Source organism: Streptomyces sp. TLI_185 (assembly GCF_003814765.1).
Lineage (GTDB): Bacteria > Actinomycetota > Actinomycetes > Streptomycetales > Streptomycetaceae > Streptomyces.
In genome coordinates this window covers 1,023,980-1,038,611 of record NZ_RKRB01000001.1, presented here as the reverse complement: position 1 = coordinate 1,038,611, position 14,632 = coordinate 1,023,980, and the positions used below count along the sequence as shown (strand labels likewise).

Annotated in this window: 11 protein-coding genes; 10 read left to right on the top strand and 1 reads right to left on the bottom strand. The window is 70.1% G+C overall.

Annotation, left to right across the window (positions count from 1 at the left end):
• The first annotated feature begins 199 nt into the window (after nucleotides 1-199).
• The 8 genes from EDD92_RS52365 to EDD92_RS04750 all read left to right on the top strand — a co-directional run bounded on the left by EDD92_RS52365 (nucleotide 200) and on the right by EDD92_RS04750 (nucleotide 11,043).
• Complete coding sequence (locus tag EDD92_RS52365; protein WP_123970267.1) at nucleotides 200-544, top strand: tyrosine-type recombinase/integrase; 345 nt, start codon at nucleotides 200-202, stop codon at nucleotides 542-544.
• 870 nt (nucleotides 545-1,414) lie between these two features.
• Nucleotides 1,415-2,656 carry a hydrolase gene (locus EDD92_RS04780; protein WP_123963145.1) on the top strand — a complete coding sequence of 414 codons (1,242 nt, stop codon included), beginning with the start codon at nucleotides 1,415-1,417 and terminating at the stop codon, nucleotides 2,654-2,656.
• Nucleotides 2,657-2,969: 313 nt separating this feature from the next.
• Nucleotides 2,970-5,207 (top strand): HAMP domain-containing protein, encoded by a 2,238-nt coding sequence (locus EDD92_RS04775; RefSeq protein ID WP_260326316.1) that lies wholly within the window; start codon nucleotides 2,970-2,972, stop codon nucleotides 5,205-5,207.
• Between the two features lie 16 nt (nucleotides 5,208-5,223).
• A complete protein-coding gene (gene pgsB / locus EDD92_RS04770; RefSeq protein WP_123963143.1) occupies nucleotides 5,224-6,705 on the top strand; it encodes a poly-gamma-glutamate synthase PgsB in 1,482 nt (493 codons plus the stop codon).
• Nucleotides 6,702-7,184 carry a poly-gamma-glutamate biosynthesis protein PgsC/CapC gene (locus EDD92_RS04765; protein ID WP_123963142.1) on the top strand — a complete coding sequence of 161 codons (483 nt, stop codon included), beginning with the start codon at nucleotides 6,702-6,704 and terminating at the stop codon, nucleotides 7,182-7,184. The genes pgsB and EDD92_RS04765 overlap by 4 nt, the downstream gene beginning before the upstream one ends.
• 44 nt (nucleotides 7,185-7,228) lie before the next feature.
• Nucleotides 7,229-8,314 carry an NlpC/P60 family protein gene (locus tag EDD92_RS04760; protein WP_123963141.1) on the top strand — a complete coding sequence of 362 codons (1,086 nt, stop codon included), beginning with the start codon at nucleotides 7,229-7,231 and terminating at the stop codon, nucleotides 8,312-8,314.
• Nucleotides 8,315-8,370: 56 nt separating this feature from the next.
• Nucleotides 8,371-10,401 carry a glycosyltransferase family 39 protein gene (locus EDD92_RS04755; RefSeq protein ID WP_123963140.1) on the top strand — a complete coding sequence of 677 codons (2,031 nt, stop codon included), beginning with the start codon at nucleotides 8,371-8,373 and terminating at the stop codon, nucleotides 10,399-10,401.
• 72 nt (nucleotides 10,402-10,473) lie between these two features.
• Nucleotides 10,474-11,043: a hypothetical protein gene (locus tag EDD92_RS04750; RefSeq protein WP_123963139.1), complete on the top strand. Its 570-nt coding sequence runs from the start codon at nucleotides 10,474-10,476 to the stop codon at nucleotides 11,041-11,043.
• Nucleotides 11,044-11,045: 2 nt separating this feature from the next.
• Here the strand turns inward: EDD92_RS04750 and EDD92_RS04745 are convergent, their stop codons facing one another.
• Entirely contained in the window at nucleotides 11,046-11,309 is a 264-nt protein-coding gene (locus EDD92_RS04745; RefSeq protein ID WP_185123934.1) for a hypothetical protein, read from the bottom strand.
• A 273-nt stretch (nucleotides 11,310-11,582) separates the two neighbouring features.
• On the opposite strand from EDD92_RS04745, the gene EDD92_RS04740 reads away from it, so the two are divergent.
• Together EDD92_RS04740 and EDD92_RS04735 are read left to right on the top strand one after the other, a co-directional pair.
• Nucleotides 11,583-12,122 (top strand): DUF1707 domain-containing protein, encoded by a 540-nt coding sequence (locus EDD92_RS04740; RefSeq protein WP_123963138.1) that lies wholly within the window; start codon nucleotides 11,583-11,585, stop codon nucleotides 12,120-12,122.
• Nucleotides 12,123-13,151: 1,029 nt separating this feature from the next.
• The gene (locus tag EDD92_RS04735; protein ID WP_123963137.1) at nucleotides 13,152-14,630 is read left to right on the top strand and encodes a sugar transferase; all 1,479 of its coding nucleotides are present in this window, start codon (nucleotides 13,152-13,154) and stop codon (nucleotides 14,628-14,630) included.
• Nucleotides 14,631-14,632: the final 2 nt, after the last annotated feature.

Sequence of the window (14,632 nt, the reverse complement as noted above, 5' to 3'; positions counted from 1 at the left end):
TCCGGCACCTCAAGTGGCGCGCGCCGGGTGAAGGGCGCCTCGTGCCGCTGCCGGGCACGGTCGCGGCCAAGGTCCGCGAGCACATCCGGAGGCACAGAACCTTCCGTGTCGCAGACAGCCCGAACCGCATGCCCGGGGACTACCTGTTCGCCAACATCGGGCGAACGAACATCCTGATGTACGCGCTGGTGCATCGGCTCTGGAACGCGGCCAGAAGGCCGCGGGTGTCTCTCGGAAGATCACGCCGCTTTGGCTGCGGCACTTCTTCGCTTCGGTCGGCCTCGCCAAGGGCGTACCCGTGACGGACATGGCGGTATGGCTCGGTCACAGTGATTCGCGAACGACCTACCAGACTTATGCGCACGTCCTGCCCGACGCTCCTGAGCGCTTGAGGTCGGTGTTGGACGACGTACTCAGCCTCAGGACCCAGCTCGTTCTGCCGCTGCAGGGCGAAGCGCTGCACGAGACCGCGTCTCCTTGCTGGCGGGACACGCGACACGAGGCGAGGCCCCCCTGCGTGCTCAAGGGCAGCTCGATCGAATGAACCGCGTTGGACACGTCCAAGGGGAGGCTGACTGCATCAGCGACCGCCGCTCTATGAATACGGTCTGTTACCGCTGGCCGAGGTTGGCCGGAGTGCGTCGCAGGTGCGCCCTGGATCGTCTGGTGGACCTGTGCCAGCACGGGGAGATCCCGGTGCTGGTTTGGTGCTGACTCGAACGCTCGAGATCAGTCAAACCCGCAGGTCCTGGCCCCGATCGAATGAGTTGTCGTACCACTCGATGGTGGTGCCGATGAGGCTGGCGGCGACGATGCGACGAAGGTTCGTGGGTGGTGGGGGAGCGGTGGTTCCGGAGGCCATGTGCGCTACTTCCTCATGTGCGGTGGGGACGGGTACGTGTTCGCACACTGTAGGAAGGCGCAGGTCAGGGGCACATCTGGTGGGGCAACATAGTTCCGGGCGCGGCTATGCGTCGGACCACCATGCCCGCCCGCGAAGCGGCCTCCTGATCCCGCGTCTCCAGACAACCCAGCTCGGCGTCCGCGTCGCGGGTGAGCGAGCGCACCGTTCACCGTGGATCTCTGCCAGGGCAACCGCCCGCTCGGCGGTCTTCTCAGCGATCGGGTTGAGCAGGCTTCCAAAGACGCGGCACATACGTGAACCCACGCCGGAGGAGCTCAAGCCATACCTCAGGGGATGGAGCCGCTACTGGGGCAGAGACAGTGCGCGTGAGTCCGTCCCTCGCCGTAGCGGTACGGTGTGCGGCAGTCGATCGCGCGTTCTGCGGTCGCTGACCGATCAGGGGGTTTCATGAAGCACCGCCGCCCGCGTCCACGTAGCAGAGCGATCGCCAGAGCGGTCGGTTCGGCGGGTGCGCTGGCCGTCACGCTGGGCGTGGGGATAACGCCGGCGATGGCCGCCGGGAAGACGTCGGCCACGCCTACGGCGACCGGGTTCTCGCCCGACGAGCCCGACCCGCAACCGAACTGGGCGCCCGAGAACGACGAGGGGCTGCTGCCCCGGAAGTCAGCACACCCTGAGGCCTTCGCGGCCGGCCGCACGGCCGCGTCCCCTCTGCAGCTCAAGATGCCCGCGCCGACCGGGCCGAACAGCGTGGGCATGGTCGGCCTGCATCTCGTCGACTCGTCCCGTACGGATCCGTATGTGGGCGGCAAGCGCGAGGTGATGGTGTCGCTCTGGTATCCGGCCACCGCCACGTCCGGGCACTATCAGGCGCCGTGGATGCCTTCGCTCTCCGGGGCCCACTACCTCACCACGCACGGGATGTCGCCGCAGCAGGTGACCCTGCCGAAGACCGCGGGCCATGTCCTCGCCCCGGTGAAGACCTCGCTCGGCAAGCTGCCCGTCCTGCTGTACTCGACCGGGCTGCACTCGGACCGCGCGCAGGGCACCGCGCTCGCCCAGGACCTCGCCAGCCGCGGCTACCTCGTCGTCACCGTCGACCACACCCACGACGCCAACGAGGTGCAGTTCCCCGGCAACCGTGTCGAGTACAACAGGATGCCGCCGGGCACCCACTCCTCCGACACGCTCAAGATCCGCGCGGCCGACATCAAGTTTGTCATCAACGCCCTCGGCAAGATCAGCACCGGCGGCAACCCGGACTACGGCCACGCGACGCTGCCCTCCGGGCTGTCGAAGAACGTGGACATGTCCCGGATCGGGATGTTCGGCTGGTCGCTGGGCGGCGGGGCGGTCGACACCGCCATGCAGCTCGACAAGCGGATCGGTGCCGGTGCCGACCTGGACGGCCAGTTCTTCGGGACGGCGCCGAGCAAGGATCTGGACCGCCCCTTCATGCTCTTCAGCTCGGGCACCCACAACCGCAACAACGACGCTTCGTGGCGCACGCTGTGGTCGCATCTGAAGGGGTACCGGGTCGACATCAAGCTCCACGGCGCGGCGCACCTGTCGTTCTGCGACCAGGAGTGGATGGTGCCGCAGGAGGCGGGCCTGCTCGGGCTCTCCCAGGATCAGATCGAGCAGCAGTACGGCACGATCGACCCGGCCCGGGCGGTCCAGGTTCAGCGCGTCTATCTCGCCGCCTTCTTCGACCAGACGCTGCGTCACAAGCACAGCACCCTGCTCGACGGGCCCGCCGACAAGTACCCGGAGATCTCTTTCGTCCGCTGACCGGAGAGTCGACCGGACAGCTGACCATGCGTTCGAAGGGCCGGGCCTGCTCGCGGGCCCGCCCTTCTGTGTGCCGCGGTGGCGGGCAGGTGTCGCCGCCTCCCGGTGGCCCCGTGATTTCGAATTAACGCGTACGTCACATGCGGCGAACGTGTGATGGTTATGTGACAGGCGGGGGCTAAGATGTTCGTTCTATCGAACGTTTGGGCGCTCGGCGCCAGTTGAGGAAGGATCCGTTCCCCTGCCCTCCGCACCCCGGGCGCCGCGCCGCCACCGAATCCGCCGCCGCGCCGATATGCCGATGCTCGGCGGGGTGCGCCCGCCGATAGCCTCACTGGTCGTACTCCTGCTGGTGGTCGCCGCCCTGACCGTGATCGGTCTCGACGGCATCCACAACGTGCGTATCCCGCAGGCCGTGTTGAACGGGGAGCAGCAGATCGCCGCGGACACCGCGCAGTCGCTGCGCACCGCGATCGACGCCGAGGCGAGCACCGTACGCCGTACAGCGGGCGCGTACCCCGCGACGAGCACATCGACCCCCGTGACCACGCTCAAGGCCCTGACCTCTGCCAGGAAGACGGTCCTCGGCAGTGCGCTGCTCGACCGGCACAACGGCAGACTGCTGGCGGCCGGCGGCAAGACGGTGCCGCTGGCCGGCGTGGACGTCGCCAGGACGGCCTCCGGGACGGTCCCGCCCCGGCTGGTGACGTCGGGCGGCAGTCCGCAACTGCTGTACTTCGCCAGGGTCACGCTGCCCGCACAGCGGGACGACCCCGACCAGGACTACCAGGCCCCGAACCGGCCCGAGCGACAGTGGCTGCTCGTCGTCACCGAGGCGCTCCCCGCCCCTGCGGCGTACGGCGAGGGCGGCACTGCCGAAGTGCTGGACGCGAGCGGCAGCGCGCTCGCCACCGCGGTCCAGGGCAAGGCGTCGCCGGGCGTCGCCGGCGGCGGCCTGTCCGCGGCGGCGGCCCGCGCGGCCAAAGGCTCGGGGGTTGACTCCGACGCCTCCGGAAGCCTGCTGGGCGCCGCCACCGGCAGCCGGCGCACCGTGGCCGGCTGGGCCCAGGTCGCCTCGGCGACCGGTCCGGGCGCCACCGACGACCTGGGTCTGGTGGTGCTCACCTCCCGCGCGGTGCCCGCCACGACCACCACCGCCGACTACTCGCGTTTCGCGCTCGAGGCCGCCGGGGCACTGGCCGGAGTCGCGCTGCTGCTCGGGCTGGCGCTGTACTTCTCCGTGCAGCGGCCACTGCTGCGGCTGTATCTGTCCGCCGGCCGCATCGCGCGGGGCGCGACCGGGGACGGCGCGTGGGCGGAGCTGTCCCGGCCGGTTCCGGTTCATGGCTTCGGGGAACTGGCCCGGATCGGGCGGGCACTGGACTCGCTGCGCCGGCAACTGCTCGGCGAGAGCGGCCCGCAGGAGTTCCCGGCCCGGCGCGGACCGGGCCTGCGGGCGCTGGCCGTGCTCGGCGTGGTGGTGGTGGGCTGCTGGGCGGTGCCGATGGTCTTCCTGCTGAACCGGGCGGATTCCGCGACCGCGGTTCCGGCTCCGGTCCTCGCCGACCAGCAGACGCGCACCGAGATCGTGGCGAACCGGATCCGGCAGTCCCTCGACCAGTCCTACAGCGACCTGAGCGCCGCGGCCGCAAGCCTGCCGGGCAGGAGCCGGGCCGCCCAGACCGAGGTTCTGCGGCAGTCCCTCGCCGACCACAGGCAGTACCGCTCGCTGTATCTGCTGGACGGCTCGGGCGGCATCACGCTGAGGGTGGGCGGCACACCGCTGCGCACCCGCGTCCATGTGCCCTCCGGCGGCGGGATCACCACCGTCAACATCTCGGGCCGGATCCCGGCGATCGCCGCCTACGCCCAGGTCCGGGCCGTCAAGGGCAAGGCCAAGGCGGCCGGGGTGGTCCTGTTCGGCGAGATCGACGTGAAGACGCTCAACTCCATCCTGCCCAGGCCGAAGCTGGGCAGCGTCTGGGTGACGGACGGGGAGGAGAAGGTGCTGGCGGCAAGCGTGGGCTACCGCGCCTTCCAGCCGCTTCCCGACCCCGGCCTGACCCGTCTCGCCCGCTCCACCCAGAGCGCCCCGGGGACCGCAGGCATCGCGACCTCGGCGGTGCACCCCACCTCCTCCGGCCCCTCGGTCGACGCCGCCGCGCCGCTGGCCCAGAGCGGCCCCACGGCCCGCCTCGGCTGGCACGTGGTGACCGCGGAGCCCGCGGCAGCGCTCCAGATCCCCGCGGTGCAGGCCGAGCAGCGCACCATGCTCGCCGGCATCCTGGGCCTCGCCATGGGCGCAGCCTGCCTGGGCTGGCTGCATGTCGTGGTGATCCGGCCGCTGCGCGCGGTCGCCGTGCTCGTGGAGCGGCTCGCCGGCGGGGACCGCCGTACCGTGCTGCATCCGGTCAACCACGACGAGATCGGCTCGGTCACCCGCAGCCTGGAGCTGATCCGCCAGGCCCTGGCGGAACGCGACCGGGCGGCCAGATCCGGCCACGCCCCCGGGCCCTCCCGGCCCCTGCGTGAGAACACCTTCCAGCGGTAGTAAGGACGGAATCGGCGTGCTCTTCCTCTATGTCATCGTCCTGCTGTGCTGCGCCGGGCTGTGGATCGCCGGAATCCTGGAGCAGCGGCGGCACTTCGCCTCGCTGGAACAGATACCGACGCGGGTGCTGGTCAACGGCATCCGCGGCAAGAGTTCGATCACCCGGCTGTGCGCGGGCGCACTGCGCGGCGGCGGCCTGGTCACGGTGGCCAAGACCACCGGCACCGCGGCCCGGTTCATCCATCCGGATGCCACCGAGGAACCGATCTACCGCAAGTTCGGCATCTCCAACATCGTCGAGCAGATCGGCATCGTACGGCGGGCCGCGACCTACCGGCCGGACGCGCTGGTCATCGAGTGCATGGCGGTGATGCCCGCGCTGCAGGAGACCAATCAGGAGAAGCTGATCCGTTCCACGATCGGCGTGCTGTGCAACGTCCGCGAGGACCATCTGGAGGAGATGGGGCCGACGCTGGACGACGTCGCCCGCTCGCTCTCCCGCTCGATGCCCGTCGGCGGGGTGTGCGTGACGGCGGAGAAGGACCGGCTGCACATCCTCCAGGAGGAGGCCGACAAGCGGAACTGCCGTCTGATCGCGGTCGATCCGGAGTCGGTGACCGACGCCGAACTGCGCGGCTTCAGCTGGTTCACATTCAAGGAGAACGTGGCGATCGCACTCGCCGTCGCCGCACTGCTCGGCGTGGAGCGGCAGACCGCGATGCAGGGCATGTGGGACGCGCCCCCCGACCCGGGCGTGCTGTCGGTGGAGCGCTACGTCACCCCCGACGGCAAGAAGCTGCGGTTCGCCAACGTCTTCGCTGCCAACGACCCCGAGTCGACGCTGATGAACGTGAAACAGTTGGAGGATCTGGGCGCGATCAAGCGGCCGATCAACGTGGTCATCAACTGCCGCCCGGACCGGGTGGAGCGCAACGGCCAGATGGGCGCCATCGTCTCCGACCTCGCCGCCGAGACGGTGTTCCTGATCGGCCACCCGACTCGGAGCGCCCGCGATGCGATCCCCGCCGGCTTCACCGGACGGGTGGTGGATCTCGGCGGTGATCGCCGCGACCCCGATGAGCTGACCGCGGCGATGCTCGCGGAACTCGGCCCGGCCTCCTCGCTGGTGGCGATCGGCAACATCCACGGTCAGGGCGAGCTGTTCCTGGAATGCCTCGCCGAGCTGCCGCTGGACGAGTCCGAGGACCTGTTCGACGCCGTCCCCGACGGTGACGGCCTGGACCAGGAGACCATGCAGATCGCCCTGCCCCGGCCGCGGGTCTCGGTGGCCCGGCCGCCCGAGCCGGAGCCGTACAGCTGGGTGGCCCCGCTGGAGACACCGACGTACGCCCTCCGCATCCCCGAACAACGCGAACTCGCCCGCCGGTTCGCCGCTCGCCACGGCCGGTCCGACGACCAGAACACCGCAGACGACCCGCACCACTCCCACGACCGGTACCACGCCTACGATCCGCCCCAGTCCCCGAGGAAACCGTGATCCCCGCCAACCTCACCGCACAGACCGCCGCACTCGGGATCGCCCTCGGGCTGGTCTTCTCGCTCGTCTGCTATCTGACCACCAACCTCTCTCCCGGGGGGATGATCACTCCGGGCTGGATCGCCCTCACGCTCGTCACCGACGTGCGGATGGCCGGGCTGATGGTCGGCGTGGCGGCGGCCACGTACTTCATGACGAAGCTGCTGCAGCGCACGGTGATTCTCTACGGCAAGCGGCTCTTCGCCGCCGTGGTGCTGTGCGCGGTGGTGATGCAGACCACCGTGATGCTCGCCCTCAGCCACGAGTTCCCGTTGCTGTACACGTCACAGACCCTTGGCTTCATCGTCCCCGGCCTGGTCTCCTACCAGATGGTCCGGCAGCCCATGGCGGCCACGGTCATCTCGACCACGGCGGTGACGCTGGCCACGTACGTGGTGCTGGTCTCCGGCCTGTTGATGGGCGCCCTGCCCACCGGCTGACCTGCCCAACCCCCTCTCACCTCACACTTCCAGGAGGATCGGCCATGCACTCCAACCCCGTCGGCAGACGCAGCAGCCCGACTCGCCGCGCCGTGCTCGGAACGATCGCGGGCGTCGCGGCCGCCGGGGCGGTGGGCGGGTACGCCTGGGACCAGCTCAGGCAGGGCAGCGACGACCACGGGGGTACGGTCGCCGACGGGTCGGGCACCGGCTCGAGCGCCCGGTCCACCGGGGCCCATACCTTCGAGCGGCTGTCCGCCCCCGCCCGCACCGTGGTCCGTGCCGCCGACGGCGGCACGCTCGCCACTTTCACCGACGGAGCCCGTACGGCCGTACTCACCGGTCCCACCCGCACCTTCAGCGAGCCGCGGACCACCGAGGCCAAGGTGACGACGGACGCCTGGGTGCGGGTGCTGCCGCACGAGTGGCAGCGCGGCATGGAGAAGTCCGCCTCGTTCAAGAGCTGGTTCCGCAAGGCGCTCGGCGACACCAGTCCGGACGTCTTCGCGGTGGCGTTCCAGTACAGCAGCGCCGGGGCGCCCGACAAGCACAACGCCGCCGGCGTGCGCTACGCGGGCACCGCACATTTCGGCCCGCGCAATGCCGCGGTCAAGAACCCGCTGGACTTCGCCTACTACGACGAAAAGTCCGACTTCTACGACTATCTGGGTATTCCCTGGACCTTCCCGGACGGCACGCGCGTGCAGCCGGAGAAGGACCGCTACGGCGACGCCGACTGCTCCGGTTTCCAACGGCTGGTGTGGGGCTACCGGATGGGCATTCCCCTGCACAACACCAACACCAAGGGCGCAGGCCTGCCGCGCCGCGCGTTCGCCATCGCCGCCGACGGTCCCGGCCGCCTGGTGATCCCTCACACCGGCAAGCAGCGGGCCACCGACCTGAGCGCCCTGCAACCCGGTGATCTGGTCTTCTTCGCCATCATCAAGGACCGGCCGGACTTCATCGACCACGTCGGCATGTACATGGGCCTCGACGACCAGGGCCGGCACCGCTTCTACTCCAGTCGCTCCGCCGCCAACGGCCCGACCATGGGCGACATGTCGGGTCACGCGCTGCTGGACGGCACCGACTTCTACGCCCGCGGCTTCCGCGCGGCCCGCCGCCTGTGACCACACCGCCCGCGCACCGCCGCCTCACCTGACCTGCTGATCCGAGGACCACTGCCATGACCGCCATCCCCGCCGTCCAGCCCACCGGCGCGCACCGAGGCCGCCGGGCGGCGAACCGCCGCTCCGGCCCGCCGGAAGACGCCCCGCGCTGGGAGCGCCCGGCGCTCGCCGCGGTGCTGGTCGTCGCCACGGTGCTGTACTCCTGGGGCATCGGGCACGCCGCGCTCCACCCCTTCTACGGCGCGGCGATCCGGTCGATGGCCGAGAGCTGGCGTGCCTTCTTCTTCGGCGGGCTCGACGCGAGCGGTTCCATCAGCATCGACAAGCTGCCGGGTGCCTTCTGGCCCGACGCCGTTTCCGTCTGGCTCTTCGGCCCGCACACCTGGGCGGCCGCGCTTCCGCAGGTCGTCGAGGGCGTGCTCACCGTATGGCTGTTGCACCGGATCGTACGGGCCTGGGCCGGTCCGTTCGCCGCGCTGATCGCCGCACTGACGCTCACTCTCACCCCGGTCACCGTGGCGCTCAACCGTGCCACCATCCCGGACACCGCGCTCACGCTGCTCCTGGTGGCGGCCGCCGGCGCGCTGCAGAAGGCGGTGCGCACCGAGCGGCTGCTGCCGCTGATCACGTGCGGGATCTGGGTCGGGCTCGCCTTCCAGGCGAAGATGCTGCAGGCGTGGCTGGTGCTGCCGGTCTTCGCCGCGGTTTACCAACTCGCCGCGCCCGGAACCCGGTTGAACCGGGCGCTGCGCGTTCTGCTGGCCGGTGCGGTCGCCCTGGTGGTCTCCTGCTCCTGGGTGCTGATCGCCTGGGCGACACCGGCCGCGAGCCGCCCGTACCTCGACGGCACGTCCGACAATGATCCGTTCGCCCTGGTCTTCGGCTACAACGGCCTGAGCCGCTTCAGCAGTGATTCCACCGCGTTCGGCGCCGTCGCGGGCACCGCCGCCAGCCGCACCACCGGCAACACCGGCTGGGACATGCTGATCAACCACACGGTCGGCCCGCAGGTCGCCTGGTTCCTGCCGCTCGCCGTGCTCGCCGCGGTCCTGGGCGTCCTCTGGCGCATCGGGCAGCCGCGAACCGACCTGCTGCGCACGGGATTTGTGATGTGGGGCGGCTGGCTGGCCGTGCACACCCTGGTCTTCAGCGCCTCCAACGGCAACCACGCCTACTACACGGCCGTCATCGCCCCGGCGCTCGCCGCGCTGGCCGGCGGCGGGCTCGCGCTCTTCCGATCGGAGTACGAGGCGCAGTACGAGCCGAAGCTGGAGGCGCAGTACGAAGCGGAGTTGGAGGCGCAGTACGAACCGGAGTTGGAGGCGCGGTACGAACCGGCGCCGGAGGCGAGCTATGAACCTGCGCCGGAGGCGGAGCACGAGGCAGGCGGCCGGCGGCACCTGGTGCTGCCGGCGGCGATCGTGCTGACGGCGGTGTGGGCGCTGGTGCTCGACTGGCCGACCCGGTTCGTCTCCTGGCTGCTGCCGGTCGCCGTGATGTTGGCACTGTGCGGCGTGGTGGGGCTGTGGAACCGCGGACCGCGCACCTCCCCGCGGATGGTCCACGCAGCCCTCGCCGCCGGAATCGCGGCCACCCTGGTTGTGCCGGCCGGCTGGGCCGTCTCCGGCCTCAACCCGCTCTACGCGGGCGCCGCCACCTCGCCGATGGCCGGTCCGGTCGGCAAGTCGTACTACGAGCATCCCCGCCACGCTCCGCGGAGGAGAGGGCTCGGCCGGCCGAACGCCCGCGACACCGCCCTGCTCGACTACCTCACCACGCACCGCCACGGCGAGAAGTACCTGCTCGCCACCCAGGCCGCCTACACCGCCGAGCCCCTGCTGCGCGCGAAGTCCGAGCCCATCCTCGTCATGGGCGGCTTCACCGGCAGCACACCCTTCCCCACCGCCCAGCAGCTCGGCAGCCTCGTCGCCACCCACCAACTGCGTTATGCGCTGCTCACCACCCAGCGCCCCGCCACTCCCGCCACCACCTGGGTGAAGTCCCACTGCACCCGCATCCGGCCCACCGACTACGCCCGCCACGCCGACGGCAGCTTCGGCCTCTACGACTGCAGTCCTCAGCGGTGAGGCGACGCCCCGAGGCCCGTGCCGAAGCGGACCCACAAGACCGAACGCCACGGTGAGGGTGGGGCCGACGGAGTGTCGGTCGACATCCACCCGGCGTTGACGCCGCAACAGAAGTTCTTCAACTCAACGACGTGGCGGGTGTTTTCGACGGGCGACGGCATCGTAGGGCGCACGCCAACCACCCCGGTCGTCGATCAGGAGATCGACGCCCACCTGGCGCGTCGGGCGCCGGGCTCGTGGGCTTCACCTTCCAGAGGGGCCAACCGGCTGTGGCTTGAGATGTTCTTCGCCCTGAGCCGGCGCGGCAAGGGCAGCAAGCTCAGCGCCTGCGTCTGCGGCTGCCACTTCACGAAGACGTGCCGGTCGGCCGGCCTGGTCGACGTAGACGGCAGAGCGAAGTACACGCCTCGCAGCCTGCGGCATTTCGTCGACCTCCGGCGTGCCGCTGAAGTCGCCGGGAACAACTGCGACGGCGTCCCAGGCGACGTCGTCGACTCCGGTGCCGTTGCCCGTGGTGTTGGACCGCTTCACGTCCGGGGTCCAGTCGCCGAGGACCGTCATGCGACAACACCGACCACCTGGGCGGCGACGGCGATGACGGCCGCCGTCGAGGCCCCGCGCTGGGGGGCCGACAGCGAGTGACGTCAGGCGGCTCGGCTGGCGTCGTCGAAGTCGGTGGAGGCCGACAGCTGGGCCCATGTCACCATCTCGCGCTCGAAGGCGTCGCGTCCGGCCTGGACGAGCCGAAGCGCGTCGGTACCGAGCAGCAGGCGCGTCGGCGGCTGGTCGGCCGCCACGATCCGCAGCACCGCGGCCGCGGCCTTGTCCGGGTCGCCCGGCTGGTGCCCGCTGCCGTGGATGCGCCGGGCGCGCAGCGGCTCGAACAGCTCGTCGTGGTCGGCGATCACACGGGGTGCGCGAATCATCGAGCGGCCGGCCCAGTCGGTCCACGCGAGAGCGGTCGGCCTCGGCCGTAGTGGCCGCGTCGTATGAGCCGGGATGGGACCTGCCCATTCGTGCCACGCGCAACTCTCAACACCTAGTCAGAGGTTGAAACTCAAGTCAGGGCGTGTCTCAAATCGGCGTCCTCGCCTGGTGGTTCGCATTCGGCCGGTCATGGCGGCCCGGTTCCGCTGCGGTCTCCAGACCCGGCTCCACCCGGCGCTGCCAACGTGGCTGCCATGTCCAACGAGCCGCCCGGCCTGCGGGCATCGCATGCGGATCGCGACCGCGTCGTGGATGTGCTGCGGGTCGCCGCCGGCGATGGCCGGCTCAGCGCCGAGGAACTCGACAGCCGGCTGGAAAGCGCGCTGTCGGCCCGGACGCTGGGCGAGTTGGCCGAGCTCATCACCGACCTGCCGGTCCCGCCCACGCTGAAGGGCAAGGACCTCCTCGTGGTAGAGCAACACGGCGGCAAGTACGTACGCGAGGGACGCTGGTCGGTGCCTCCACGCATCGACGTGCGCACGCAACTGTGCCGTGTCACCTTCGACTTCACCCACGCGGTGACCACCTCGGGCGTCCTGCGGATCGAGGCGGACATGATGCACGGCAAGCTGATTCTCGTCGCCTCACCGGACATCGTGATCGATACCGACCGGCTCAACCTCACCTACTCCAAGGTGAAGCTCCGCTCCAAGAAATCCGCTGCCGATCCGCGCCTGCGCATCGAACTCGCCGGAACGCTCCTGCACGCGAAGGTCATCGAGAAGCGGCGGTGACGTGGACCTCGGTGCCCTGAGCCGTTCGGCCTGGCCCCGAGCCGCGTGCCCGCGTCAGCTCCGGGGGCCCGACCGGTCGCGGTGACCCCGACGGCGTACGGCCCCGAGGCGAGTTGCCGACCAGGTACTGGCCGGCGCTGCCGCCCTGCTCGCCCCGGCCCATCATGAGCTCCGGTACGCAAGCTCCGTCGCGACAAGGCTCCGACGGTGGCCCCGTGGCGCAAGCGCCGAGTCCCGGGCAGTTGTGCGCTTCGAGCGAGCCGACCACCCGCAACATCGCCAACTTCCATTACTTCCGTCCAGACTGAAAAGGACTCTTGACTTCCCCGTGGTCCAGGGAGGCGCCGTTTGCGAGCCTCTGCGTCTGCCTGCGTGAACGGGGCGGCGAGGTTCCGCTTTCCAGGTGGCGTCGGTTGCCCCCCACCCGTAACCACAACCCCTTGCCCACCGAGCAAGATCGGCCGGGCAGACCCTGGGTGCGCGCGGCAGCACAGGTCACAAGGCACGTCCTCCGTCGGCACGCACCCGCAGGCCGTCACCGACTCATTGGAGCCATCTTCAAATCTTGAGCACAAATTCCACACGTTCCTCTCTCCAGATGGGTTCCGATGGTCTAGATTGACCTTGCTTCGCATGCTGGGACACGAGGCGACAAATGGTGATCCATGGGTCGGCGATGCAGAGGGCCAGTAGCCGCGTTTCTGGCGCCGACGTGGGGGTGATCAATTCTTGGGGCCCGAGAGGGCCTTCGGGTGCGGGGAGCACCCGAGGTTTCGACGGGTTTCCGTGCAGCTCGAGAGTCCGGCCGGGCATGTGAGTCCGCTGCGGCCAGGACGCGTTGTTCAGGTTGGGCTGCAGTAGCCGTGATGTCGTGCGCGGGAGGCGGGGGCCTGTCGCGGGAAGGGACAGCGCAGTGCGGGGGGCGGGGGCCTCCCGAGGGGAGGAAGCGTGCGGGAGGCGGGGGCCTCCCGTGGGGGGAGGGGCTGTGTTGGGCGAACACGTCGTTTCACTGGGGACCGGGGGGTTTCTGTGCGGCAGGGGGGAATAGTCGACCCTTTTTCGTCGGCGCGCGGGCGTCTGGCGAAAGAGGCGATCAGCCAGCCCGCGAACGACTGGGAGCAGCGGTACCGCCGTACCGTGATCACCAGCGACACCGTGGCCACCGCCCTGGTGGTGGCGGCCATAGGCAACTTCTTCGGGGCCCGGGACGCGGCCAACTGGCATGAGAAGTGGGGGATTCTGGCATTCGGCACCGAACTGCTGGTGCTGGGAGCGCTTGCGGTGGGCCGGGCGTGGGCTCCGGCCGTGCTCGGGCAGGGAGCCGAGGAATTCCGCCGGCTCGGACGTTCACTGTTCGCGGCGACCGTCGTACTGGCGCTCGGCGGGATAGCCCTCACCTCACGCAACATCAAGCTCTGGATCTTCGTCGCGATCCCCGCGATCGCGCTGGTCACCATGACGGCGCGGTATCTGCTCCGCCTCTGGCTGCACAAACAGCGCAAGGAAGGGCAGTGCCTCAGACCGGTGCTCGCTGCCGGAAGCCCGGCCACCGTGCGCGACCTGATCAGCCGAACTCGCAAGTTCCCGCACATAGGCTGGCGGGTGGAGGCGGTGTGCACGACGGACGGTCGCGGGATCGACGGCGACCAACTGGACGGCGTGCCGGTCGTCGGCCGGCTGACGGACGTCGCCAAGCACGTCCGCCACGACGGCTACCGCGTCGTCGCGGTCACACCGGACCCGTACTGGACACCGGACCGGCTGCAGCGCCTGGCCTGGAACCTCGAAGGCAGTGATGCCGAGATGGTCGTGGCCCCGGTGCTGATGGAGGTGGCCGGCCCACGGCTGCACGTCGACGCGGTGCTCGGGATACCGCTGCTGCGGGTCAGCATGCCGACCTTCACCGGGGGCCGCCGGGCGATCAAGGGGGTCGTCGACCGGGTGGGCGCGGCGGTCCTGCTGATGGTGTTCGCGCCGCTGATGGTGTTCGTCGCGCTGCTCGTCCTGATGGACAGCAGGGGCGGGGCCTTCTACCGCCAGCGCAGGGTCGGCAAGGACGGCCGCGAGTTCACCATCCTCAAGTTCCGCACCATGGTCTCCGGGGCTCACGGAGCACGGGCCGAGCTCGCCGAGCGCAACGAGGGCGCAGGACTGCTGTTCAAGGTCCGCCGGGACCCGAGGGTGACCCGGGTGGGAGCAGTACTGCGCCGGTACTCGATCGACGAACTCCCGCAACTGTTCAACGTACTGACCGGATCGATGTCGCTCGTCGGTCCGCGGCCGCCCCTGCCGGAGGAGTGCGCCGCGTACGACCCGGACATCCGGCGGCGACTGCTGGTCAAGCCCGGGCTCACCGGCTTGTGGCAGATCAGCGGACGCAGCGATCTGCCGTGGGAGGAGGCCGTCCGCCTCGACCTGCGGTACGTGGAGGACTGGTCGCTCGCCCTCGACACAGTGATCTTGTGGAAGACGATGCGTGCGGTGCTTCACGGGCAGGGGGCCTACTGATG